Origin of the sequence: Segatella bryantii (assembly GCF_022024215.1) — a bacterium.
Classification (GTDB): Bacteria; Bacteroidota; Bacteroidia; order Bacteroidales; family Bacteroidaceae; genus Prevotella; species Prevotella bryantii.
In genome coordinates, this window is record NZ_CP091797.1 from 499,893 (window position 1) to 524,000 (window position 24,108).

The following is a 24,108-nucleotide window of genomic DNA, read 5'->3' on the forward strand; positions in this document are numbered from 1 at the left end:
TATTTATGAGAAAGTCTTTGAAGAGTGTCAGGTATAGTGTACCCATAAAAACACTACTTGCGTTAACATTAACCGTGCCTGCTTCTGCAGATGTTTTAGCGAACAATGAAAGCAGCACTAGTCTTTCAACCCAACAAAATCAGAGCGTACAAGGTCGTATCGTTGATGAATATGGCGAGCCGCTTATCGGTGTTACGGTAAGAGCCCTGAATGGCAACAAAGCTACTGTAACTGATCTTGACGGTAAATACACTCTGCAGATACCAAGGGGGGCTAAAGTGAAGCTCTCGTATACGGGGTATAAGGATAAAGTTATCACTGCTGGTGGTAACGCTGCTATGGAGCCTGATGTGCTCGGTCTTGACGATGTGGTTGTCATCGGATATGGTCAACAGAAAAAACGTGACCTTACTGGTGCGATAACTACTGTAAATGGTGCCGACCTTACCCTTAACCCTGGTAGTAATCCGATGGAAGCTCTTCAGGGTAAAGTTGCCGGTCTTGATATTACTCGTACCAGCGGTGCTGCCGGTGAAGGGGTCAATATGCAGTTGCGCGGTACCCGTTCGTTTACTGCCAGTGGTACTCCTACTTTCATTATCGATGGTATGCCAGGTGATTACACCAAACTGAATCCGAATGATATCGAGAGTATCGAGGTGCTGAAAGATGCTTCGTCTACCGCTGTTTATGGTGCCAGTGGTGCCAACGGTGTTGTACTCATCACAACGAAGAGCGGTAAGGCGGGTAAAACGAAAGTTGACTTTAATGCTTACCTTGGTGTAAATGGATGGTCATCACTTCCTGAAATGCGTTCGGGCGAGAGTTACCTACAGGGTATCAGAGATGCACAGCAGGCTGTAGGCAACTGGAATAGTACGGCAGACGATGAGACGGTTTTCAATAATGTGCTGGGTGATGGCGCTTGGAATTATCATAAAAATGGCCAGTATATCAACTGGGCTGATGAACTGCTCAAGACTGGTTTTACTCAGAATTACAGTGCTTCAATCTCTGGTGGAACCGAACGTACACAGAGCTATTTCTCGCTGAACTATTCAGATGAAAAGGGTCAGTATGAGAACGATAACAACAAGATCTATTCAAGCAATGTTCGTGTGAAGCATAAGATCAAAGACTGGTTGTCGGTAGGTATCAATTCGCAGATGAGCTATACTTATCGTAATCGTGCTTTCTCTGATCTGGAAACAGCTCTCCGTATGGAACCATTGGGTACCGTTTATGACGAGGCTGGCGAAGTTAAGGTGAACCCTACCCTAACCAGTAGCAACTATAACCTGTTGCTGAATAACTATAGCAACTATCGTAACAACAACCAGGGATTTAATCTCTATTTCAATCCATATATCGAGATTAATCCGGTGAAGGGTCTCACGATTCTTTCACGCGTTTCAGCCAATATCGGTTATAGCCGAACAAACTATTTCCAGGGTATCAATTCATATCGATTCTACAATTCCGGTGGTCAGACTGATATTACCGACGATAATGTTATCGCACGCGTTACCCAGAGTCACACTTATAATTATAAATGGGAAAACGTGATTACATATAACTTTAAGATCGCTGAAGATCATGATTTTACCCTTACCGGTGTAAGTTCATGGGATCACAATCAGAACGAAGCTACGATGCAGCAGGAAACGGGCATCACCGATAATGCTTACTTGTGGCATAATATGGGTCTCAACGGTAGTAGCAAGAGCACCATCACATCGGGTTATACCATGTCTAAGAGCTTAGGCTTCGTGGGGCGTCTTGCTTATTCTTATCAGGGTAAATATTTGGCAAGTGTCTCTGTACGTCACGATGGTAGCTCTCGACTCTCTGAAGAAAAGCGCTGGGATACGTTCCCTGCATTCTCGCTGGGTTGGCGTATCTCTGACGAAAACTTCATGAAGAACACTCGTTCTTGGCTCGATAACCTGAAAGTGCGTTTCGGTTGGGGTGTTACCGGTACAGCAAGCATAGATCCCTACTCTACCGTTTCTAATCTGGAACAGAGTACACTCGCTTTCAGTGGTAATACAGAGACCATCTATCGTTTCTCTCAAGAGTATACCAACAAGAATCTGGGTTGGGAGAAATCGTACAATACCAATATCGGTGTCGATGCTACATTCTTAAATGGTAGAATCGATTTCACCGCTGATTATTACTGGACGAAGACCAACGGCGTCATCTGGACTCGTGAATTGCCGATTACCGATGGTGGATATAATTCTACGACCTATTATACCATGGCTCAGAATATCTGTGAGACCAAGAATAATGGTATCGAACTGGCGTTGACAACGCGTAATATCAAGACCCGCGACTTCTCATGGGATTCCAATATCACTTTCAGTGCTAACCACGAGGAAATTACAGCGCTCACCGGTAATACGGCTAATAATATTACCAACGGACAGTATACACTCACTATAGGTGAACCGGTTAACTCATTCTATAACTATAAACTCGACGGTGTATGGCAAAAGGGTGAAGAGGCTGATGCTGCTGTATTTGGTATGCAACCAGGTGACTTGAAGATTAATATTCCAGGATTGATTCACGAAAGTGAAGGAGTATACTATAAGATTGATGAGGAAACTGGCGAAAAGGTTTATTACAACGCTGATAATCACTATACCGTCAGTTCGGCCGACTATCAGACTCTTGGTCACGCTTCTCCTGACTGGACTCTTGGCTTCAAGAACACGCTGCGATACAAGAATTTCGACTTGAGCATATTCATGTACTGGCGCTATGGACAGACGATGTACTATAGTCTGCTTAGTGACTATGATCCAACAGGTGTAAGAAACTTCCCTACCTACTTCGATTATTGGACAGAAAGTAATCCGTCTAACTACTTCCCTGCTATCAATGCCAGCCGTTCTATCGATAGCTATACCGGTTACTACTCATTGGGCTATGTAGACGGTTCTTACTTCAAGGTTAAGAATATCACACTGGGCTACACACTGCCAAAGAGCACGCTTGCCAAACTCGGTCTGAGCAACTGTCGTGTATATGGTACCATTACCAATCCGCTCGTTATTGCCAAGAGTAGTCTCGTCAAAGATTATGACCCTGAAATGGGGGGCAGTCTGAACTATCCACTTACCCGCCAGTTGGTATTTGGTATAAACTTAACATTCTAACACTTTATTAAACAGAAACACAATGAAAAAGATAAAATTACAGGTATGCGCATGGCTCAGTGCATCGCTCATGCTGGGTTCTTGTGGACTAGATGAATATAACCCTGCCGGTGGTACTGGTGGCGATAAACTGGCTACTTTCGAGGGCTGGTCGGGCATGGAAACGTATTGCTATGAACCGCTTTACGGTCAGCTCTTCTCTTCTTTCGACTTCCTCGCTGTGGCTGAAGGTGGTACAGACCTTTTCCTTACATCCAATAACCGTACATGGGGGCAGCAGGTATTCTACTATGAGGGGTTGACTACCAACACGAACTATACCAACAAACTGTTTAAGCAGGCTTACTCACAGATTAATAGTTGTAACGCTGTTATCGAAGGTGCCGACGATGTAGCCGATGGTAACGCAGATAATATCAAGGTGCTCACAGCAGAGGCCAAGTGTCTTCGTGCATATTACTACTCGCTCCTGGTAACTTATTATGGTAACATTACGCTCAACTTGAAGCCTTCTTCTGAGGGTAGTAATCTATCGCCACAACGTTCTACGTACGAGGCTCTTTATACCCAGATGGTCAAAGACCTGACTGAGGCTGCTGCCGACTTGAATGTAACGCCCTATAACGGCGATTATGCCCGTGTAACCAAGAAAACCGCTTTAGGTTTGCTGGCTCGTGTATACGCTCAGGGTGCAGGCGAAGGACTTACTGAGAACGGTGTAAGCTATTGGAAACGCGCTGCCGAAGTTGCAGAAGACCTGATTACGAATCAGGCTGCATACGGAGCTGATATGTATACCGATGTTGCGGATGTATGGGCTAATGCCAATAATAAGAACAACAAGGAGTCGCTCTTTATTGCAGCCGGACCGGCCAGCAAGGATGCTGCTAATTATACCAGCAGCAATATTTTCACTTATATGTATCCTAACCCATACAAGTTGAGTGATATCTATAAGACAGCCGACAAGTCTAACTATCTTTACGGTCGTATCAACAACAATATCATGGCGCCATCTAAGTATCTTATCGATCTCTTCGATGCTCCACACGATACCCGTTGGGATAACTGTTTTACCACTGCGTTTGGCGAAGAGTCTATGGTACAGGCTGGCTGGGGTACGTATGCCTCAATGAACCGTACACTGACTGCTGAAATTTGTCAGAAATATGGTATCGCAGATTCTAATGTAGGCAAGACGATTTATGCCTATGCTGACCTGGCTTATAATTCTACCAATGCCAATGGCAATCAGTATCCGGCTAAGGTATGGCCTAAGGGTGATCACTCGGGTAATGTAGCCAACCTTATTGAGGTGAAGAATATCTACGCTACAGAGTATCCTCTTCCTGAAGACGAAGATCGCTTCTCTATCTATCTCAGTAAAGACAAGCTTACCGCCGAAGAGAAGGCCAGACGTGCATATGTTACCATCAATATCGATGACCTCTTTGACAGTGAAGGTAAATATATTGAGAACTCTACCGATGGCACCAACTGCTATCAGATGTTCCCAGCACTCAATAAGTTCAGTTGGATGTACGATGGAGCTTTCACCAGCAACTTGCAGCGTAGAAATGGTGATGTAGCCATTATGCGTATGGCAGAAGTATACCTCATTGCAGCCGAAGCGGAACAGCAGTTGGGTAATGGCACCAAGGCAGCAGAATATCTGAATGTATTGCGTAAGCGTGCTTGTCGTCATGCATCAGATTACGAGAATTATATGAAGCTCGACACCGCATCAGAGCAGGATGTACTCGATGAGTACGCTCGTGAGCTTTGCGGCGAGTTTAACCGTTGGGCTCTTCTGAAACGTCATCATGCTTTCGAGACACAGTTAGCGAAAGGTAATCCTCGTGCCGCTGCATCATTCGAGTCTAAACATTATCTCCGTCCGATTTCATACGACTTCCTCAATCAGATTTCGAATGCTGATGAGTATGGTACCAATGGGTATTAAGGCCATGCACCGATAAGGGCATGAAAATGGCATCAGCGCTAAATGCGTGAACTTATCGGATAATATAAAATGTAAACGGAGGTGAACCCGAATCAAGGTGTTCACCTCCGTTTTTAAACAAAACGAAATTTTATCGAGAAATTTACAAACCGACATATTAAGCTGAATATTAGCTATAGAAAAAACATTCTTAAAGGATCATACCCTTTTTCTGTTATCATGTTTTACACATGTTAATTTGTGAATCTTCAGGATTTATTTGCCTTTATGATAACATTGAATGATATCCATTGTGCTTTATAATTAGAAGGTGTATCCCATACCATTTTTTGATATAGTATATCCTTTATAGCTGAAGTGATTTGCTCAGGTATAATAACCTTCGCCTGATTTTTATCTCTCGAAAATCTTACTTCAACAGTTTTTCCACCATGAATATTACATGATACGATAATATTCAAATCATGTTCAATGATGAGATTGTTATACAAGTTTACATCTTATATCCTCACCACTTTTGGAAGACATATTGAGTTTATTGAGTTCTTTCATTAACTTTTTAAGTCCATGAGGAGTACTTTCGGAATAGATCTTATAATCTATACAAGCTTCGTAATTTGTACAATCAACACTGATGTCCGTAATTAGATCCCATGATACATACTTTATAACAACACTATCTACTTGTGAGCTTATATTTTGGCTGAAAGCTGATAGTGAACAAGCAAACATTATGAATATTAATAAAAATCTCATACTATTGGTTACTTGGTGTAATAATTATTTTATTTAATTCCTCATTAGAAATGGGACTATTTGTTGGAAAAGGGCTTCCGCTATGACGATTACCAGAATTTATATTTCCATCTTTTTGTTTTCATGATAATTCATTTGGTCATAATAGAATTAAGTTATACGATTTAATCAGATATATAAAAATAAGTGATTAATTTTCTTACAAAATTATATATAAACTAGATACTTTGTTTATTTTTTTAACTTTTTTTGTATTCAATAGGTAACTTTCATATTCGAGACCACAAAGGTGGTACAGGTTCTGCGCTGCTGTCAATGGATACTCCAGGACGCTATCTTTTCTCATTTACACGTATGTATTGGGTTGTACCTTCTTCATTCTTCATAAAGAGCGTATCTTGGACTATATTATACTTGCTCTTTTGAATTATCCCATCAAAATACCAAATAATCGTATCTTTATTTATAGAATATTTGATAGGAGAAGTTCCTTCTTCGTCTACGAAATAGATGGAGTCACTCGTTATTTTTAACCATGTAACTCCCTCTAAACTCCAATAACCATATAATGATTTTGGGGGCATGCAATTATGTCTTGTCACATTAGCCAAACAGCTTGTTAATATAACAAAAAATACAAATAAAATAATATTTTTTTTCATCCATATAAGTTTTAATGTTGTGGAATCTCAATATGAAAGACAGGGTCATTAGAGGGTGTCTTTCGATAAATCTCAGCTTGTCTTATTGCTTTTTAGTTGCTGTAAGTTCGTAGTTAAACAAATCAAGTAGCTGGTTGACCTTATCCATTCTTAGCGTCGGCTTTCCCTGTTCCAGATTGCGTACAAAGCACAAGCCTACGCCAGACTTCATCGCCAGATCTTCTTGCGTAAGGCCATATTCCTTGCGCAAATCCTTAACCACCTTCGATAACTTTGTCTTTTCCATATAAATTATATTCTTTCGAATGCAATATTACAATATTATTTGCAAATTACATGCGTTCTGATATAAAAAGTGTGTCATCAATTTAAATTTGGTTCATATGTATAATTATTAGAATTTACTAAGCACATATATTCATTCAAGGTAATTTCAAGAGGAGAATACCAACTATCAGTTGGTATTCTTTAATTTTTAACTGTCTTACTTTAAAAAAAGCTGTATTCGACGATATGGAATGCCAAAATTAAAGTTGTCGCTACCTACAGTTCCTGCAAAGTTCACAGCCACAACATCACCATAAGCATTGACTACTGGTGAACCGCTTGAGCCTTGCATCGATGGCATGCTATAAAGCACTCTATCTCCATCAGGCTCCTGAGTTACAGTTCCACTTGTAAACTGGGCACGTACACCTTTATTCGTGTTTGCCAATTGAATTCCATGATTATATCCAATCATGTACAGTGGATCGTTGACTAGGAGTTGATTGCCTTCATCGCCATATGAGTCATTCAAGATGAATATGAACTTATCTTCTGGTGTCTTCTTACTCTTCAGCTGAAGCAACGCAAGGTCCGTACCCTCATCTTTTGAAGCTTTTACCAGAATACAAGGATTTTTCTGGAAATCAGCGAATGAAGTTACTGAAGAACCATCATATGCAATACCAAAGGTCGAATGTAGCTGAACAGAGAAATGGTCTCCCAGAAGATTACTCTGTAGATTCTGCTTATACTCTTCTGCTTCTGCATACTGGCTCTTAAGGGTATTGACCTCTTCCTCCAATGCACTGATCTCGCTATCATCCAATGATGTATATTGGTTGCCATAGTCATCGGAATACACACTGTTTGCAGCATACTCTCGAATAGCTGCATACTTTTTATTCATCTCCTCCTGAAGGCTTTCGATATATGCAGCATATCCACCAATAATCTGGTTGAGATTTTCCTTTACAGCTATCTTGTCAATTTCTGGAGCAACAATATGTCGATTAGTAAGAATTTTGCCTGTTTCGTCAATAAAGAAGCCTGTACCGTTGAGTACACCAGGCTTTTTCTTCACTTCATTAAGATCTTCGGTTAGGCCAATAATACCATCCTCTTTGTCAAGACCAGTGAAGTAGAGCGACTCACCATTTGGCATCTTGATCTCATAATAGTAGTTATTGAATATCAGTACAACGCCTGATCTTTCCTCCTCATATATTTGTGCAGGATCTTTAGGGGTATTACAACCTGTTAAGGTCATTATTAGCAATAATGCTATTAAAACTAAATTATTAATCCTTTTCATCACTTTTTTATATTTAACGATTTAACTATCAGACCGAAAAGAGCTATAGCAACTATTACATCAACAGCATTCCATATTGTTCTTCCCAACGCGACTTTAAGGAATGGCTGGAATAATAAACTATTGAAAAAGACTTCTTGGTGGATGTGATCTTCCTAAATGTACGGAGCCTTTGCTCAAGTAAGCCCATGAACATGGCGAATAGAATGTTCCACTTATGCCTAAAGCGTTGACGATTTGTTTGATGTGATGCAGGCATACCGTTTCAAAAGAATAGTCAGACCATGCTGCATATTCAGGTGTACCTATCTTCTGGAGCCAATATATTTTGGCATAAAGTTAATAAAAATATTAGATTATGCCAAATAATAATGCTATATTTTGGCGCAATCTATGCAAAATATTGAGATTATGCCAAGATATAGTACTATCTATTGTGTCAAGACTAATATACCATTTGGTCATTTGGCCTAATTTCGTTTGGTCATTTGGCCTAATTTCGTTTGGTCATTTGGCCTAATTTCGTTTGGTCATTTGGCCTAATTTCGTTTGGTCATTTGGCTTAATTTCGTTTGGTCATTTGGCAATGTCTTGTTAGGTGATTTAGAGCAAATTCATTCGGCCATTTTTGGAATTGAAGCATGAATGATAGTTGTATCCTATACCTATTGACTATTAGTCTGGAGACCATTCACTTCTTCAAAACCTATCGAGGTTGTATTTTCGTTCTTTTTCTTTGCCATATAATGCTATTATTTGTATTACTTCATGCACGATTTGTCCGATCTTCTTCGTTAATATGTTCTTGAAAGGCATTCATTAGCCTCCCATATTCAAGTTTATAGCGTTTCTGCCTTTCCATATCCTTTTCCGTTGGCTCTGCAATGCGGCTGATATCCATATTGTTGCGAAGATCATTCAACTTCACTTTGAGAGCAAGTTTATTAACACATATACGAGAAAGGTATTCTTCCCTGTTTGGTGCTGTGTGGTGATTGAGCAATTGAAGGGCGGTGGCAATTTCATCCCACTCTTCCTCGGTAGGCATATGGCACTGCTCCGCTGGATACTGAAAGAAGTCCTCTTCAAAGTCATCAATCCATGATTTGTCGTCTGGATTGTTCATCCATGTCTCTAATTTCTGTTTTACTAAATGCAAAATCGTGGATATGTCGTTGGTCGTGTCTTCCGCTGCGTCATGCAGTAATCCCACCACCTGTTCTTTCCAATCATATCCACTTTTTCCTACAGGAAGTAAGTGAGAACTAAAGTAGTCATTACCTCCTTTGTCTTTTTGCCCTTGGTGTAAATCTCTGGCTACATAGGCAGCTGCAAATACCACATGAATTTTATATCCTAAATGCTCATCTAAAGACTCTTCGTACTTCTTAGCCTTTTGAGGATTAAAAGTCGCTACATGAGCTAGGTAATCACGATAAACAGCCTCCGTGTCACCACCTGGGTCCATGAAATCAAACAGAGTATCCATGTAGTTATCCATGTATGAAAGATCCTGCTCATTGGTCGCCTTAAAACCCGCCACCAATGTCTTGCAAAGTCGGAACTGAGCATTGTGGTGCTCAGCTATCTTTTGAAACATATCATGCATATCTTTAGAAAACTCCATGTTGCTTTGTTATATTACGTCATTCATCATTTCACGATATCTAAGCAGCTCATCATCCTAATAAGCCTTCACCCTTTGTCTGTCCGACACAAGATGCTCTGCCCCCATGTAGTCCTGAAAGCACGACTTATTTTTTCATATTCCTTCTATTTTCAGCGTAGTTTTATAATGTCACTCCAGCGGGTGGTCGGATTCTTACTTCTAAAATCGTGCTTGATGGCATTGGCAAAGACTTCTGCCTTTCCCTTACCATTCTTCTGGGTGTACTGCTGGGCACCGATAACAATAGTCTCTGAGCCGTGCATGCGATTGATGCGGTCAATTACCTCATCGAGTCGACGCATCTTCTGAATCTGCTCGGCATTCAGGTCAAACAAGTCCTGCTGTATGGGTGAGTCTGGTGAGATACCCATCACAATAACACCTGCTTTCTTATACTGGTAGCCCTGAATGAAAATCCGGTCAAGCACATCGTGAGCAGCCTGAACAATGGGAATCGTTGAACTGGTTGGAGTGACAAGGCGCAGTTCCTGAAAGTTCCAGTATTGTGCAAGGTCTTCACGGAAGGCATTGGTATTGACAAACACGCCAACAATAGTGGCCACGGTCTTCTGAGTTCTCAATTTCTCTGCGCAGCGGGCAGCATAGTTGGCAATGTGAGTGCGCAGGGTGTCCTTGTCGCTGATCATACCGTTGAACGATCGGCTGGTGCAGATGCTCTTCTTCTTAGCCAGTTCCTCATTCGGCACAGCATCTTCGCCGTTCAGTTCTTGCCACGTGCGCATGATGTTGATGTTATTGAACGTCTGTCGTACCCAATCCTTGTGATGCTTGGCAAAGTCGAGGGCCGTTTTGCAACCTAATGACTGGAGTTTGGCAGCATAGCGCCTGCCGATGCCCCAGACATCCTCTATCGGACACCATTCGAGTGCCTTCTCCCGTTTGTAGTCCGTATCGATCATGCAACAGTGCTTATACACCTCGAACTTCTTAGCGAGCTTCGAGGCGATCTTCGCCAGTGTCTTGTTGGGTGCCAGTCCGATGCTGATAGGCAAGCCCACCTCACGCTTCACTCGCTTGTGCAGGTTTTCGCCCCACGTCTGCAACTGATCCAACGCTATGCCGTCAAGATACATGAAGCACTCGTCAATCGAGTAGCGGAAATAGGCAGGAGTTTCTTGGCGGATGATGCTCACCACTCGACCTGTCAATTCGCCGTACAGTTCGTAGTTAGAGGAAAAAACGGCTATCTTCTGGTTGGGGAACTGCTGGGCAAGTTGGAAATAAGGTGTACCTTCCTTGATACCCATCGCTTTGGCCTCGTTGGAACGTGCCACCACACAGCCGTCATTATTCGACAGCACAACAATTGGCTTCCCCTCCAAGTCAGGACGGAAAACCTTCTCACATGAGCAGTAACAGTTGTCCAAGTCAGCTATACCATACATCTGTTTTATATCTTTTCAAAAGTCCTTATCAGATGAATCACAGTGCCCCAAATCTGGAAGTTCTCTGGATCTTTGACCTTGAAGACTGGATAATCAGGGTTGGCAGGACGCAGTTCAATGTAGCCGTCTTTCCGATGTGTCAGGTCAAGGAACTTCATCGTGAAGCCACCGTCCCACCATGCCACGACGATGGAACCGTCATGTGGCTCTACAGCCCTGTCAATAATCACACGGTCACCGTCCAACAGTCCTGCATCCTTCATCGAATCTCCCTCTACGTCACCATAGAACGAGGCTTCAGGATGACGGATATAGTCACGGTTGAAGTCCAGCGTCTCATGGATATAGTCTTCGGCAGGTGAAGGAAACCCCGCCTTCACACCTGCATGTTGCAGTTCCTGTTTGGTGTCAAATACACCGCGTATGATCTTGATATTGCTCATTTCCTATATAAATATTTCCAAATGGATATTGCTTCATCGCTGAACTGGAGCTTTCGCTCAGACTCGCGGACCATTCGGAGTACACGACTTTCTGTAAGGGAATGCTTTTCGGCAATCTCTCCATTCAGGACTTTCACCTTAATCCGATTGCTTGAACCGTATTCAGGCTTCGTCTTCAGCAGTTTTTCGTAGAGTGGAATGCTAGCGTATGCTTCTGCATCAACAGACTGTAGTAGTTCCCTGAGTGTCATACTATATTCATGAAACATCCTAAAATCAGGCACAAAATTACGAATTTATCTCTGATATTTATCAGAAATGACTAATTTTGCAACAAAGTTTAATAATAAGGCAGATAAATTGGAATTTAGAAGCATTTGCCAAGCAACTCTACGACTACTGGTTTGTGCAGTTTGACTTCCCCAATGAGGAGGGCAAGCCGTATAAATCAAGTGGCGGAAAAATGGTATGGAATGAGAAACTAAAACGTGATATTCCTGAAGGATGGGAGAATACAATATTAGGTGATTTCTGTGAAATGTATCAGCCACAAACTATTGGTACAAACGAGTTGGTTTCGAATGGACTTTATCGTGTTTATGGAGCGAACGGTATTGTGGGAAGATACGATAAATATAATCACGAAGAAAGTGAAATTGCGATGGCATGCAGAGGCAATAGTTGCGGAGTCCTAAACAGAACTATGCCTTATTCTTGGATAACGGGAAATGCAATGGTCATTAGAATGAGAAACAATGATTGTTGTAATGAATTTATAAAACAAGCCCTTCCATATATGAATATCGCTGGTGCAATAACAGGGTCTGGTCAACCACAATTAACAAGGGAAAATCTGAGTGCGGTTTCTTGTATAAAGCCCATGAAGACTATTCTACAGGCTTTTTCAAATAAAGTCACTCCAATCGTTTCCTTTCAATTACAATTAACACTGGAGAACGAAGAATTGATTAAGCAGCGCGACGAACTGCTTCCGCTCCTGATGAACGGTCAGGTGTCGCTTCTAAATTGCGACTGACGTCGCCATTTACGGCATCGGCTCGGCATAGTGAAAACAAGTTTTCCCTCTGCTCTCGCCTCGCACGTAAATTCTGATTTATCGCACGGTTGAGGGTGATTTTTTTATCAAGATTTGAAAGAATGGAAGCAATATGTTTCTGTTCTTTCAAATCTGGAATCCATACAACACAATCTTTGATTTTGTCGGGAGAAGTATGGCGTATCTTTGTTTGTTGTGCAGCAGCACTCAATTGTTTCTTGACAGTTTCTGATGAAATGAGATAGTACGCAAACATCGGGTATAATAAGTCCTCATTGCATATTATCTTTGCTACATCTTGGCTTTGAATATATTTATCATCTTCTGGTATTATTGCCGTAGAGCCGAGCAAACCGATGGCTTGCTCAGTCAAAGGAGTGATAATATCGCCCTTCTTCATAATAAACTCCTTACGGACTGGCCCTGTATAAAACAGGTTGTCTTTGGATGTGTTTAACTTGAAAGAGTTATTTTGGTAATCAAAGTTTCCACAAGTTAAGCGTATATAGTTGCCAGTAGTAGCATAGTATTCTCCTGCAAGACTTGCCCCTCGCTTGACATCCAACAATTCCCCAAGTTTGTATTTCTTTAATTCCATTCTACTTTTCGTTCTTTAATCTGAAAAACTCCTTTTGCTGTTCTATCTCACGACGCAGTTCCTCTTGCGTCGGCATATAAGTGAGATACTTGGCAGCAAAGAGTTGGTCGTTGTTGTTGAGGATAGAATAATGTGCCACGTCCTCGTCGGTATCAGAACAAAGCAATATGCCAATAGTGGGATTATGCCCTTCGGGGCACACCAAGTCATCATACATCTTAACATACATATCCATCTGACCCACATCTTGATAACGTAGTTTGGTTGTTTTCAAATCGATGAGAACGAAGCAACGTAGGTGGTAATTATAGAACACCAAATCGATATAATAGTCCTCTTTCTCTGTGTGGATATGTTTCTGACGATCGACAAATGCAAAGCCCTTGCCCAACTCCATCAAGAAGGAAATCAGGTGGTCGATAATGCTCTGTTCCAAATCACTTTCAGAATAGTTGGTATTGTTTTTGAAACCCAAGAATTCTGCTACAACAGGGTTCTTTAGATACTCCAGCTTATCCTGTAAAGGTTTCGTTAACTGCACCATCTCATCATGTACGACTGCTTTGTCTTGTGATTGTAACAAGCGATGATAGTACTGCGAAGAAACATTGCGTTGCAGCGTACGAGTACTCCACATTTCTTTTGCAGCCTCATTCTCATACCATGCGCGACCTTCTGCTGTGAGTTCCTGTTGAATGATGTTGTAATGAGTCCATGACAAGCGAATTGGAGATTTTGCAGTCAGTGATTGCAAAATCTCTGTTACGGATGTTTTACCAAACACTTGTGGAACAAAATCTGATTTTGCAGTCAGTGATTGCAAAATATTTTTATCTGCATTAACTTCAGGCTTTTCTATCGCCAACTGAAAAAAGTCACTGTGATCTTGGTAGAAGTCTATAAAATAATAGAGGTTTCGCATAGAGAAGCCTCTGCCATATCGTTTAACTAATCCTTCTGACAATGACTTAATTACCTGCTTGCCATACTCTGCACGCTGATCTTTTAATACTTCATGTTGAATACGCAAGCCTAGCAACCAGTTACGTTTAATCAAAGTTTCGTTTACTGCACTATAGGCCGCATGTTGAGCCTGGTCAATGATTTGACAAGCGTCCTTGTACAGACATTCAACATCTAGTGTCTGTATAATATTGTCGTTGGTGATTATATTTTTGTTTGCCATTTGCACTCAATTTAAGCACAAAGGTACTAAAAAAAATGTCAAATATCAATCATTTAATTCAGCCAAGGTACTTTTTATGAGCCATTTTAACGTTGTTTTGATTTACAATGGCATATTGAAGTGTCGTATCAATACGAACATGGCCCAACAAACGCTGAACTTGTTCTATTGGCATTCCTTTATCTATTGCCATTGTTGCAAGCGTTCTTCGGAACTTATGTGGATGCACTTTTGGCATATTAAGCCGTTTGCCCATCGTCCTGATTCTGACTTCCACACCACTTACCAAATACCACGCATTGCCTTTCGTGGAAATCAATGTCGGCTCGGTTTAGTTTGACCAATTCACCAACACGAATACCAGTAGATGCAAATAAATCAATCATGGCAAGGTCGCGTTGATTAGTGCAACTATCACGAAGTTGTTCCAACTGTTCATCAGTCAGCACCTCCTTCACCAAAGAATCCGTTTTCACTTTGTGGATACGTCGCACAGGGCTCTTGGCGATATAATCTTCATCTTCTAACCAGGCAAAGAAGCTGGAGAAGATACGTCGCATATTATCGAATATCCATTGTGGATATATGGCACACGGCAACAGCAACAGTCATAAGCATCTTTTCGATGGTATGCCTATAGTATGCCAATGTCTTTTCAGAGCATCCTTCTATCTTTTTAGCTGATAGGAAGCTATCAAGAAGCTGTACTTTCTCTTCTTGATGATGTTCTTGGAAATCTCGCTTCTCGATAATCTCTACATCTTGCAGTTTCTTAAAGAGCACGGTTTTTAATCGTGCCATCTGTCGACAGTCCAAGTCACGCTGCATGTCCGCAACTATTGCTTGAATAATATTCTTTTTCATTATATATTCAAATTACTTGTTTATCTTTGCATTCGTTAACAACATCAAGGAAGTGGAATAAGGCCGATTTTTCATTCGTCATAAGACAGTAAGCAATGTTCAGCCCCCGCTCCTTAACATCCGAATCCGGACAGTTCACTGGGCTTTGACCCCGCATGCGTAATGATGGCTCCAAGATGTTTCGATGTTGCATATTTGTTTAAATTCGTTATAGTTATGACTTACATTGGTATCGACGTCAGCAAGGACACTTTCGTTGTCGCTTATTCTCCAGAGAAGAACAGCAAGACGAGGACATTCAAGAACACCACCAGAGGTATTCATGAGTTCATCAGGACTATCTCCAAGGATGAGCATCACTGCGTCATGGAGGCGACAGGCAATTACAGTGCTCTGCTTGTCTATCTGCTCTCGGAGGCAGGCATCACGACAAGCCTGGAGAATCCGCTTAAAGTGAAGAACTTCGCCCGTGCCATGCTATCCACCGTCAAGACGGATGAGATAGATGCCCGCCTGATTGCCCTCTACGGGGAGAAGATGAATCCAGCCCCTTACAGGCTTCGCAGTGACGCTATCCTCACCCTGAAGCAGAAGCGTACAGTCATTCGCCAGCTCAAGAAGCAGCTCATTGCCACAAGGAACCTCAAAGGCTCTATGGAGGTGTTGCCGTTCTTTGATGCCAAGTGTAAGAAGTCTATCGAGAAAACCATTGCCTTCCTTGAGAAGCAGGTTAAGGATCTCGAAGAGGATCTCTCTTCACTTGCCCGTTCTGAGTACAAAAAGCAGATGGATCTGCTCACCTCTGTAAAAGGTATTGGCGTCACCCTTGCTGCTGCACTCATCATGGCCACTGGCGGCTTCACTTACTTTGATAATGCCAAGCAACTCACCCGCCATTTGGGATTGTCGCCGACTTATCAGCAGTCCGGTACTTCAGTCAATTTCAAAGGTCACATCAACCGCAACGGGGACTCTTCTTTGAGGAGTCAACTCTACGTCGCGGCGTGCTCTTCGCTAAGATGCAACACCGAGTGCAGAGCCTGTTACGACCGTCTGCGGTCTAATGGAAAGCCTGGGAAGGTCGCTATCATTGCCGTAGCAAATAAACTCATCCGGCAGGCTTTTGCCGTTGTCACTCAGGAGAAACTCTATGTCGATGGTTATGTATCGTCAAAGAAGTAGCTCCTGCATTTCCCAGAAGTGTATCAGGATAGAAAATCTAATACCTGAAAACACCGAGAGGGTTGGGGGCGAGAAGCCCCCATGAGAGGCAACGATTCAGCACTAAGTGCTAATAATCGTTAACCATGTTCATTTTTCGTATTACAGTTCATTGCTTTCTGATTTTATTGTATACTATATAATATAAGATAAATCAGAATTTATGGAAGATATCAGAATATATCATTCAATTTGGAAAAACATAGTCTTAATGGCCGTATGTTTTGTAAAGAAAGAATAACCCACACACCATATTATATGATTACGGACGATGGCATCATCATGAACAGTGCTTTAAAGACTTATTCAAGCATTCATCGATGACAAGGAGGTTAAGATTCGTCATATCGAAAATATGACAGAACAATATGGCAATCAGAAAATGGGTGCATTCATTTTGATGCTGGACTATAATGTTCGTCACGATGCCGAAAACCGAGCCGAAGGAGAAGGTTACCAAGGCCATCGAGGTCTTGTAACGGATATTGATTAACCGCATATGCAAAAGGAGCAGCATCCAATCGCTTGCTCCTTTTTCTGTTATATAGCTACATACTTCTGAGTAGGGCTTTTCGGCGATTCCGGCTCTGTCATTCGAAGAGACTTGTTTAGAAGTGGATCAATATACCTTTTCTTGACTTTATATTTGTCGGTCATACCAAGGTGCTCGCAAATTTCAGATAAAGTCTTTGGCTCTTTGCAGAAAGCAAGAAGCTTTTGCTCATTCTTCTCTTTCTTACTTACTGCCTTTTTGCCGCTACTTACTGCCTTTTCATCATTACTTACTGCCTTTTTGCCGTTACTTACTGCCTTTTTGCCGTTACTTACTGCCTTTTCATCATTACTTACTGCCTTTTCGGTGTTACTCCCTGCCTCTAAGGCAGCAAGTGGACGGTTCACACGAACGGTAAACTGGTTCCCAGGTATTCCATTGTATTAAGGACACCGTCAAAATCGAGAAAAATGTATCGTTCTTCTATCTTATTATCCATCTCTCTTTCCTTTATGTGATATAATGCAAGTGATAGCGTAGTCGAGCACTATGGCACTTAGGGCAGAATAGCGGGTCATTATGACCTTTAAATATTGATTCCTCCTTTTTTCTTATTATTGTGCCACATTGTGGGCATACAAAATCTTCTTTTGCTTTTCCAAAGGTGTGGTACTCTTTACTTTCGTTATACTCGCAAGCAAAGGCATGACAATTAGGACATTGCCTGCCAATACTGCATGACATTATCCCATGAGTAAAACTAGTTATTTCCTCTTCATAACCACAATCGGCACATTTGATTACCCCGGCACCATGCATCATTGAAAAGCAAAGATAATGTTCATCTGGGCCTAACCCCAGAGATGCATTAAACTTTCTTTCTTCTTTCAGCTTTCTTCTTTTCTTGATCTTTCCAAACATATCGTTAAAGAAATTTCCAATGACTATGAATGGTAAAATTGCTATGACAAAGGGTCCCACAACTAATGTGATCAAAAATTGTTTTAGTGTTGTCCTTTCAGAATCTCGCTTCTTTTTTTTATCGTAGCAGAGAATGCGAATGCCTATTATAAGACTTGCGAACAAATATATAAGTATATACCACACCATAACACGAATAATTGAATTATTGTGCAAAGATATGAAGAAAAACGCAAAACGCGATATTTTACATAAAAACATAGCATCAGAATACGATATTTTACAAGAAATGACGTTTTAGAACGCGATATTTTACATAATAACGCCACAATTTTAAAAGTGTAGTTTTGACATTTTTCATTGAAAAGTGTAGCTTTTTGCCATCAAAAGTTATTGAAAAGTGTAAAAACCCTGCTGTAAGTGCTTTCTGAATAATAATTTGGCTATACCTCGTATCCAAAATGCTTTGGATATTGAAGCATATCATTTTGAAGGAAAGTATTATCTTACCAAATAAATGGTGGCAGATTTCTATGAAGTGGATTCACGAACCATTGACAATTATCTATCTTCATATGAGGATGAGTTGAAGCAAAATGGTTATTTTTTATGTAAAGGTAAGCGATTGAAAGACTTTAAGTTACAATTTGCTCACGAAAATAATTTCGTGAGCAAAATCACTCAGTTGGGTCTTTTCGACTTTCGTGCAACAAAGAACCTACTTACTCTATTTTTTAGATTCGTTTTTGCCCACTTGTCCCGCTTTTAATCTATCCAGTCGGGTAACTACAAGTTCCTCATACGTTTGTTTCTGCTCATCACTGAGGAAGGAATCTTTTATGAGCTGTTGCCATTTTGGAAACACCTTATGAAGCCCTGCAACGAGACGCTGTACAACATTTTCTTCCAGTCCCATTGTCTTTGCAGCATTAAGGAAGTCTGCCAAACGAAGTTTCGTCTTCTTTCCCGCAAGAGTAAGTGCCAATTCCTCCTTGTCCTTCGGATTGGCATTGGCAACATTCAGCAAGTCATAAGCTGGTGTCAGCTGATAGTCCTCTTTAGGTCGGTAAAGCGAAAAGTTCTTCAGGTGCATGTCATTGTTGCCAGTGACAAAACAGAAGAGCAGCAACTGCATGTAATTCGTAAGGTCGAGTTTTGGTGTGTTGCTGTACTGCAAGATAGTCTTTGCTATCTGCTCATGCGATCCTTTGTATTTGTATTCCGTAGGGTGCAGCGTGAGTTGGCACATATCCTCCATGTCTATCTTCTCGCCATTCTCGGTGCGGTCAATACGCTTTGTGATGTACCCCAGTTTTCCATCGGCCAAACGAATAAGACTATGAGGCACCACGCTAATCTTTGCGGCTTCCGCAAGATGCATCGTCAAATCCTCGTTTTCGGGCAACTGCTCGTAATTCTCCGTTTGTGGCTTGAAGATATAATCTCCCCAAAGTCCTACGATAGTCAGTCGGCTACATCCATCGTGCTTGTCGAGATTCAGAGACAATTTGGGTTGGACGCCTGTCAGAGATGTTTGAGCACGAATTACCTGCTCGGCTAATTGGTCGAGTTCTTCATGTTTGTACTCCAGCAAGGGCACATCCTTTGTTCCAAAGAATTTTCGGGCACAACTTGGATGAAAGTCTTTCTGACCTTCTTTCAATTCCTTATAACAGTATAGACATTTACACATTGTCGCCTCCTTCCTTATTTATAGGAACCACACTGACAGAACCGATACACTCCTTACAGCATAACAATAATAGTGACATACGGTCAAGAATACTAATGTCAGTATTGCGTAGTGCCACATCAAGCAGCCACCCTTCAGGTATCAACCCGTCAAAGAACGGAAATAGTATAGGACTTACGAATGTCTCCGTTTGTAATGGGAGTGTCAGACTTACAGGTAGCGCATCTCCACGTTTGAGGTACGCTTCATCATAACAGAAACGGTATTCGCCACCATCTTCTGTCAAGATGCCAGCAAGGACATCCTTTCGATAAATCTCAGCTTGTCTCATTGCTTTTTAGTTGCTGTAAGTTCGTAGTTAAACAAATCAAGTAGCTGGTTGACCTTATCCATTCTTAGCGTCGGCTTTCCCTGTTCCAGATTGCGTACAAAGCACAAGCCTACGCCAGACTTCATTGCAAGGTCTTCTTGCGTAAGGCCATATTCCTTGCGCAAATCCTTTACCACCTTCGATAACTTTGTCTTTTCCATATAAATTATATTCTTTCGAATGCAATATTACAATATTATTTGCAAATTACATGCGTTCTGATATAAAAAGTGTGATATTTAACATTTTTATATGCTTTCCACTATAGTTTTACGTTCTTTTCGGTGATTTGTGGTGATTTTATTCGGTCATTTGTGGAATTAAAGCATGAATGATAGTCGCCACTTATAACTATAGACTATTAGTCTGGAGACCATTTGCGTAAACAATGGGTAAACAAACTATTTCAGTTAGGGGTATTTTGTGAGTTTCAGCGAAAATCATAAAAATGTAACTCATTGGATATCAGTATAGTTACAAATTATAGACTATCACAGAATATCAATATATTGGTCTCATAATCTGGAGGCCCCAGGTTCAAGCACCGGCTGATTCACACTGAAAACCAAGCACTTACAAAGATTTTGTAGGTGCTTTTTCTTTTACGGTGACCTTCAGGTGACCTTTTTGGAGCAAAAGTGACCCTTCGTAACACCTTATGAAACGTAGAGTGATTTTTTGTGAGTTCAAGAAATGTTTTCGCAAAGATTACAGCGAAAACAAGGTGCATTAACTCAAAGCGGCAAGTAGGAGAAGTAAACCAGATACCAGATTTAGTGGTATGTGGTTTTGAGTTGCCCCATTAATCATCAAGAAAACCATATTTGGTGGATATATGAACAGCAAAAACACATAAAAAAGCATAAAATAGGGGCCAACCACGATTATTTAAAAGAGAGTGGCAGAAATTGAAAGTATTTCACTACCTTTGCAAGGTAAACATTACATTAAATATAATATACGGAAGATATTAACCGAATAAAGACGGTTCTGTTCGAGAAGAAGAAAACTGCTAGATGGCTGGCAGGTGAAATGGGCGTCACCCCCATCTACCGTCAGCAAGTGGTGCACCAACTCTTCTCAGCCTGACCTCGCCACGATACTCAAAACTGCAGATTTGTTAGAGGTCGATATACGAGAGTTGTTTGTGAGGGAGTATAAGCAATATTTGGTTTCACAGGAACTGGAAAAATAAGAGTATAATTGTATTATGGGCAAGAGTCTAAATTTGCAAGCTTTCCCTGAAGAAGTTACAGAGGATGGCATAAAAATATATGGTGAAACATCATATGAAAACCAGATTGCGGTGTTAAGCCACTATCTGCATAATAGTGAGGTAAAAGTTACAAGAAAACTGAAAGATGAAATTGTTTCATCTGTTCGGGAATTCCTTTCTCGGAAACAATTCCGTCAGGGATTAGTAGATGAAGAACTATCTGATGAGGAAATATGGAAAGTGGCAGAGGACGCTACGCAATATGATCTTTTCTCAGACTTCTTTGACATACCTTTCCCTGCACCAAAGAACCCTAAATTTACATTTATAGACTTATTCGCAGGTATTGGCGGCTTCCGAATTGCTATGCAAAACTTGGGCGGCAAGTGTGTTTATTCGTCTGAGTTTGATGCGAAAGCACAAGAATCCTATTTTGCCAATTATGGCGAAATGCCTTTTGGAGATATAACCAAAGAATCCACAAAGAGCTATATTCCTAAGAAATTTGACATCCTCTGTGGTGGCTTTCCTTGTCAGGCATTCTCGCTCGCAGGTCGCCGTCTCGGATTTAAAGATGAAACCAGAGGAACGCTTTTCTTTGAAATAGAAGCTATTCTGCGCAAGCATCAACCAAAAGCTTTTTTCCTTGAAAATGTAAAAGGATTAGCCATACACGACAAAGGACGGACGCTTAAAACCATATTAGAACATCTTGATGATGCTGGATATGACGTTGTGCCGCCACAAATACTCAATGCCATGGACTATGGAGTCCCACAGCATAGAGAACGCATCTATATAATTGGTTTCCGTAAAGACTTGGGGATAAATGTTGAAGATTTCCATTACCCTGAACCAACTACCCCTGGGAAACTGCGTCCAAAATTCAGAGACGTAATGGAAGAGCATGAAGTATCTGTCAAATACTATCTTTCAACAACATATGTTGAAACTCTAATCCGGCACAAAGCACGCCACGAAGCTGCAGGCCATGGTTTCGGCTATAAAATCATAGATCTTGACGGTGTGGCAAATGCCATCGTTGTTGGTGGCATGGGGCGTGAATGTAATTTGCTCATCGATAAACGATTGACTAATTTTACGCCAATAACACATATCAAGGGAGAAGTCAATCGTGATGGAATCCGCAAAATGACCCCTCGTGAATGGGCAAGGCTTCAAGGTTTTCCCGACTCGTTCCGAATAGTTGTTTCAGATACTTCGGCGTATAAGCAGTTTGGAAATTCTGTAGCAATACCTGCTATTCAGGCAACTGCTGAACAAGAGCTCAAAATGTTAAATTTAATTTAGGAAATATATGATACTCAGTGGTAATAAAGGAGAATGGAGCGAAATTTATGTATTCCTACGTTTGTTGGACACAGGGAAACTGGATGTTGCAGATGAGAACCTCAATGCGATACCTAATGAATTTTATCGTATCCTGGAAATCATCCGCAAAGAGACAAAAACGACCAACAACTATGTCCGCGAAGATGATAAGGTCACTATTAATGTTGTCAATGATCAAACAGGTGAAAATGAGCAATTCTCATACCCAATCACAGTGTTCGCGGAAAAAGCGAACAACTTGCTATCTTTGATAAAGAGCACAAGTGGAAGGGCTTTTCAGTTGCCACCTATTGCAGCCTTTCTAAAAGAATTGAGAATTGGGACAATTAAAGATGTCGGGCACAATCGTGACATAACGATAACTATTGAAGACTTTAGGACTGGGATGCCACAAACTCTGGGGTTCAGCATAAAATCTTACCTTGGTAGTGACTCCACACTTTTCAATGCTGGGACTGGAACGAATTTTATCTATGAGGTTGTGCTTCCCGAAGGCGAGTCACTCGATTGCGATGAGTTCAACAGAAGCACATATCCTCTGACAGGTCGTATAGGTGCACGACTCAAGAAATTGCGCGATGAATATAATGCAACGTTTGTTTTCAAAAAAGTGCAATCAGATTGTTTGTATCAAAATCTTTTAGCAATAGATGGGCATATGCCTCTTCTGTTGGCAGAACTATTGCTTATAAAATCGGAACTTGGATTCAATGATATTAGGCGTTGCACTGAAGAATTAACGAGGAGAAACCCTCTTGGTATTGACACTTCCACACACGGTAATATCTATGAATATAAGATAAAACGCTTCCTTCAGGATAGTGCACAGGGAATGACACCAGAAAAACCGTGGTTGGGTATTTATGATGCTACGGGTGGACAAATTATCGTAAAGGAGGATGGCGATATAGTATGTTACCACATTTACGAGTTAAACAGGTTCCGCGATTTCTTGTTCAACTCAACGAAGTTTGAGGGTGCATCAACGAGTGAGGACGCAGGAAATCCAGGTCATCCTCGTGCAGATGCGAAGAAAAAATTCTTCTATGGATGGGTGTATGAGGAAAATGAAAAGTACTATATAAAAATAAACTTACAAGTAAGGTCGAAATAAATATGAAAGATAATATAGAAGCAAAATATATAGGGAATCGTAAAATTATCATCGAGATAAGATTTGAACCTAAAGTCACCATGCTTGACAAAAAGGGGGAACTTGTTGAGGTGCTTCAACATACAAAAGCCTTTAATGTCTTTCATTAGGAGATTGACCAAGCAGAGGTGACATTACGCGATACAGTTGAAAAAGATGAAGCGGACAATATTGTTATCGTGGCATTCAACCGTTTTTCATTCATTTCAAGCAAGATAGATTCTGTTCGTGCAACAAAAATTCAGAAGATATTAAAGAAGTTAGAAATAGGATTGATAGCAAACTATCGAAACAATGGTATACTTGGACAGTTGTAGGACTCGTTGCAATAGTAACAG

At 41.0% G+C, this 24,108-nt stretch carries 23 protein-coding genes and 3 pseudogenes; 10 read left to right on the forward strand and 16 right to left on the reverse strand.

From position 1 onward, the window contains the following. The first annotated feature begins 5 nt into the window (after positions 1-5). Positions 6-3,167, forward strand: coding sequence for a SusC/RagA family TonB-linked outer membrane protein (locus L6471_RS01930; RefSeq protein WP_237797141.1), 3,162 nt, complete (start codon positions 6-8; stop codon positions 3,165-3,167). Positions 3,168-3,189: 22 nt separating this feature from the next. Then, positions 3,190-5,130, forward strand: coding sequence for a RagB/SusD family nutrient uptake outer membrane protein (locus L6471_RS01935; protein WP_094448965.1), 1,941 nt, complete (start codon positions 3,190-3,192; stop codon positions 5,128-5,130). 1,088 nt (positions 5,131-6,218) lie between these two features. Here the strand turns inward: L6471_RS01935 and L6471_RS01940 are convergent. The 8 genes from L6471_RS01940 to L6471_RS01970 form a co-directional block, all read right to left on the reverse strand. Further along, the gene (locus L6471_RS01940) at positions 6,219-6,548 is read right to left on the reverse strand and encodes a hypothetical protein (protein ID WP_237797142.1); all 330 of its coding nucleotides are present in this window, start codon (positions 6,546-6,548) and stop codon (positions 6,219-6,221) included. A gap of 82 nt (positions 6,549-6,630) precedes the next feature. Further along, positions 6,631-6,834, reverse strand: a complete 204-nt coding sequence (locus L6471_RS01945) for a helix-turn-helix transcriptional regulator (RefSeq protein WP_006281918.1) — start codon at positions 6,832-6,834, stop codon at positions 6,631-6,633. Positions 6,835-7,032: 198 nt separating this feature from the next. Then, positions 7,033-8,127, reverse strand: a complete 1,095-nt coding sequence (locus L6471_RS01950) for a S1 family peptidase (RefSeq protein ID WP_237797143.1) — start codon at positions 8,125-8,127, stop codon at positions 7,033-7,035. Next, on the reverse strand, positions 8,127-8,216 hold the full coding sequence (locus tag L6471_RS14150) for a hypothetical protein (RefSeq protein ID WP_317221433.1): 90 nt from the start codon (positions 8,214-8,216) through the stop codon (positions 8,127-8,129). The genes L6471_RS01950 and L6471_RS14150 overlap by 1 nt, the downstream gene beginning before the upstream one ends. 677 nt (positions 8,217-8,893) lie before the next feature. Then, positions 8,894-9,754, reverse strand: a complete 861-nt coding sequence (locus L6471_RS01955; RefSeq protein WP_317221435.1) for a hypothetical protein — start codon at positions 9,752-9,754, stop codon at positions 8,894-8,896. A 152-nt stretch (positions 9,755-9,906) separates the two neighbouring features. Continuing rightward, entirely contained in the window at positions 9,907-11,202 is a 1,296-nt protein-coding gene (locus L6471_RS01960; protein WP_094448707.1) for a Y-family DNA polymerase, read from the reverse strand. A 5-nt stretch (positions 11,203-11,207) separates the two neighbouring features. Beyond that, on the reverse strand, positions 11,208-11,645 hold the full coding sequence (locus L6471_RS01965) for a LexA family protein (protein ID WP_006281909.1): 438 nt from the start codon (positions 11,643-11,645) through the stop codon (positions 11,208-11,210). Next, on the reverse strand, positions 11,642-11,896 hold the full coding sequence (locus tag L6471_RS01970; RefSeq protein ID WP_237797144.1) for a hypothetical protein: 255 nt from the start codon (positions 11,894-11,896) through the stop codon (positions 11,642-11,644). The genes L6471_RS01965 and L6471_RS01970 overlap by 4 nt, the downstream gene beginning before the upstream one ends. A gap of 98 nt (positions 11,897-11,994) precedes the next feature. Between L6471_RS01970 and L6471_RS01975 the strand changes: the two are divergent. Further along, positions 11,995-12,681, forward strand: a pseudogene (locus L6471_RS01975) (restriction endonuclease subunit S); the annotation flags it as partial. On the opposite strand, the gene L6471_RS01980 reads toward L6471_RS01975, so the two are convergent. The 3 genes and pseudogenes from L6471_RS01980 to L6471_RS01990 all read right to left on the reverse strand — a co-directional run bounded on the left by L6471_RS01980 (position 12,614) and on the right by L6471_RS01990 (position 15,350). Further along, a complete protein-coding gene (locus L6471_RS01980) occupies positions 12,614-13,300 on the reverse strand; it encodes a restriction endonuclease subunit S (protein ID WP_094448704.1) in 687 nt (228 codons plus the stop codon). The pseudogene L6471_RS01975 and the gene L6471_RS01980 sit on opposite strands and share 68 nt — an antisense overlap. Before the next feature lies 1 nt (position 13,301). After that, positions 13,302-14,486 (reverse strand): PDDEXK nuclease domain-containing protein, encoded by a 1,185-nt coding sequence (locus L6471_RS01985; protein ID WP_094448703.1) that lies wholly within the window; start codon positions 14,484-14,486, stop codon positions 13,302-13,304. Positions 14,487-14,544: 58 nt separating this feature from the next. Then, positions 14,545-15,350, reverse strand: a pseudogene (locus tag L6471_RS01990) (tyrosine-type recombinase/integrase). A 216-nt stretch (positions 15,351-15,566) separates the two neighbouring features. On the opposite strand from L6471_RS01990, the gene L6471_RS01995 reads away from it, so the two are divergent. Together L6471_RS01995 and L6471_RS02000 are read left to right on the forward strand one after the other, a co-directional pair. After that, a complete protein-coding gene (locus L6471_RS01995; RefSeq protein WP_027453902.1) occupies positions 15,567-16,532 on the forward strand; it encodes an IS110 family transposase in 966 nt (321 codons plus the stop codon). 394 nt (positions 16,533-16,926) lie between these two features. Beyond that, a complete protein-coding gene (locus tag L6471_RS02000) occupies positions 16,927-17,064 on the forward strand; it encodes a hypothetical protein (protein ID WP_179226487.1) in 138 nt (45 codons plus the stop codon). A gap of 47 nt (positions 17,065-17,111) precedes the next feature. Here L6471_RS02000 and L6471_RS02005 read toward each other — a convergent pair whose 3' ends face one another. The 5 genes from L6471_RS02005 to L6471_RS02025 form a co-directional block, all read right to left on the reverse strand. Further along, a complete protein-coding gene (locus tag L6471_RS02005) occupies positions 17,112-17,471 on the reverse strand; it encodes a Fic family protein (protein WP_237797145.1) in 360 nt (119 codons plus the stop codon). A 103-nt stretch (positions 17,472-17,574) separates the two neighbouring features. Then, on the reverse strand, positions 17,575-17,985 hold the full coding sequence (locus L6471_RS02010) for a hypothetical protein (protein WP_237797146.1): 411 nt from the start codon (positions 17,983-17,985) through the stop codon (positions 17,575-17,577). Positions 17,986-18,712: 727 nt separating this feature from the next. Beyond that, entirely contained in the window at positions 18,713-19,678 is a 966-nt protein-coding gene (locus tag L6471_RS02015; protein ID WP_237797147.1) for a HipA domain-containing protein, read from the reverse strand. Continuing rightward, positions 19,671-20,009, reverse strand: coding sequence for a HipA N-terminal domain-containing protein (locus tag L6471_RS02020; protein WP_237797148.1), 339 nt, complete (start codon positions 20,007-20,009; stop codon positions 19,671-19,673). The genes L6471_RS02015 and L6471_RS02020 overlap by 8 nt, the downstream gene beginning before the upstream one ends. Next, a complete protein-coding gene (locus L6471_RS02025) occupies positions 20,006-20,209 on the reverse strand; it encodes a helix-turn-helix transcriptional regulator (protein WP_006281918.1) in 204 nt (67 codons plus the stop codon). Before L6471_RS02025 ends, L6471_RS02020 begins: the two co-directional genes overlap by 4 nt. Before the next feature lie 808 nt (positions 20,210-21,017). Between L6471_RS02025 and L6471_RS02030 the strand changes: the two are divergent. The 5 genes and pseudogenes from L6471_RS02030 to L6471_RS02050 all read left to right on the forward strand — a co-directional run bounded on the left by L6471_RS02030 (position 21,018) and on the right by L6471_RS02050 (position 24,087). Beyond that, positions 21,018-21,243 (forward strand): annotated as a pseudogene (locus tag L6471_RS02030) (helix-turn-helix transcriptional regulator). Between the two features lie 15 nt (positions 21,244-21,258). Next, a complete protein-coding gene (locus L6471_RS02035; protein WP_237797149.1) occupies positions 21,259-22,575 on the forward strand; it encodes a DNA cytosine methyltransferase in 1,317 nt (438 codons plus the stop codon). Between the two features lie 7 nt (positions 22,576-22,582). Beyond that, the gene (locus L6471_RS02040; RefSeq protein ID WP_237797150.1) at positions 22,583-23,731 is read left to right on the forward strand and encodes an HpaII family restriction endonuclease; all 1,149 of its coding nucleotides are present in this window, start codon (positions 22,583-22,585) and stop codon (positions 23,729-23,731) included. Positions 23,732-23,733: 2 nt separating this feature from the next. Further along, positions 23,734-23,880 carry a hypothetical protein gene (locus L6471_RS02045; RefSeq protein ID WP_237797151.1) on the forward strand — a complete coding sequence of 49 codons (147 nt, stop codon included), beginning with the start codon at positions 23,734-23,736 and terminating at the stop codon, positions 23,878-23,880. 18 nt (positions 23,881-23,898) lie between these two features. Further along, positions 23,899-24,087 (forward strand): hypothetical protein, encoded by a 189-nt coding sequence (locus L6471_RS02050; protein ID WP_237797152.1) that lies wholly within the window; start codon positions 23,899-23,901, stop codon positions 24,085-24,087. The last annotated feature ends 21 nt before the right edge of the window (positions 24,088-24,108 follow it).

Bases quoted from the DNA above. Each gene is read 5' to 3' on its own strand.
- L6471_RS02015 (WP_237797147.1), bottom strand. From the start codon at position 19,678: ATGTGTAAATGTCTATACTGTTATAAGGAATTGAAAGAAGGTCAGAAA.
- L6471_RS01940 (WP_237797142.1), bottom strand. From the start codon at position 6,548: ATGAAAAAAAATATTATTTTATTTGTATTTTTTGTTATATTAACAAGC.
- L6471_RS01935 (WP_094448965.1), top strand. From the start codon at position 3,190: ATGAAAAAGATAAAATTACAGGTATGCGCATGGCTCAGTGCATCGCTC.
- L6471_RS01965 (WP_006281909.1), bottom strand. From the start codon at position 11,645: ATGAGCAATATCAAGATCATACGCGGTGTATTTGACACCAAACAGGAA.
- L6471_RS01945 (WP_006281918.1), bottom strand. From the start codon at position 6,834: ATGGAAAAGACAAAGTTATCGAAGGTGGTTAAGGATTTGCGCAAGGAA.
- L6471_RS01960 (WP_094448707.1), bottom strand. From the start codon at position 11,202: ATGTATGGTATAGCTGACTTGGACAACTGTTACTGCTCATGTGAGAAG.
- L6471_RS02035 (WP_237797149.1), top strand. From the start codon at position 21,259: ATGGGCAAGAGTCTAAATTTGCAAGCTTTCCCTGAAGAAGTTACAGAG.
- L6471_RS02040 (WP_237797150.1), top strand. From the start codon at position 22,583: ATGATACTCAGTGGTAATAAAGGAGAATGGAGCGAAATTTATGTATTC.
- L6471_RS01970 (WP_237797144.1), bottom strand. From the start codon at position 11,896: ATGACACTCAGGGAACTACTACAGTCTGTTGATGCAGAAGCATACGCT.
- L6471_RS02000 (WP_179226487.1), top strand. From the start codon at position 16,927: ATGACAGAACAATATGGCAATCAGAAAATGGGTGCATTCATTTTGATG.
- L6471_RS02025 (WP_006281918.1), bottom strand. From the start codon at position 20,209: ATGGAAAAGACAAAGTTATCGAAGGTGGTAAAGGATTTGCGCAAGGAA.
- L6471_RS01955 (WP_317221435.1), bottom strand. From the start codon at position 9,754: ATGGAGTTTTCTAAAGATATGCATGATATGTTTCAAAAGATAGCTGAG.
- L6471_RS02010 (WP_237797146.1), bottom strand. From the start codon at position 17,985: ATGTTTGGAAAGATCAAGAAAAGAAGAAAGCTGAAAGAAGAAAGAAAG.
- L6471_RS01950 (WP_237797143.1), bottom strand. From the start codon at position 8,127: ATGAAAAGGATTAATAATTTAGTTTTAATAGCATTATTGCTAATAATG.
- L6471_RS01980 (WP_094448704.1), bottom strand. From the start codon at position 13,300: ATGGAATTAAAGAAATACAAACTTGGGGAATTGTTGGATGTCAAGCGA.
- L6471_RS01995 (WP_027453902.1), top strand. From the start codon at position 15,567: ATGACTTACATTGGTATCGACGTCAGCAAGGACACTTTCGTTGTCGCT.
- L6471_RS01985 (WP_094448703.1), bottom strand. From the start codon at position 14,486: ATGGCAAACAAAAATATAATCACCAACGACAATATTATACAGACACTA.
- L6471_RS01930 (WP_237797141.1), top strand. From the start codon at position 6: ATGAGAAAGTCTTTGAAGAGTGTCAGGTATAGTGTACCCATAAAAACA.
- L6471_RS02020 (WP_237797148.1), bottom strand. From the start codon at position 20,009: ATGAGACAAGCTGAGATTTATCGAAAGGATGTCCTTGCTGGCATCTTG.
- L6471_RS02045 (WP_237797151.1), top strand. From the start codon at position 23,734: ATGAAAGATAATATAGAAGCAAAATATATAGGGAATCGTAAAATTATC.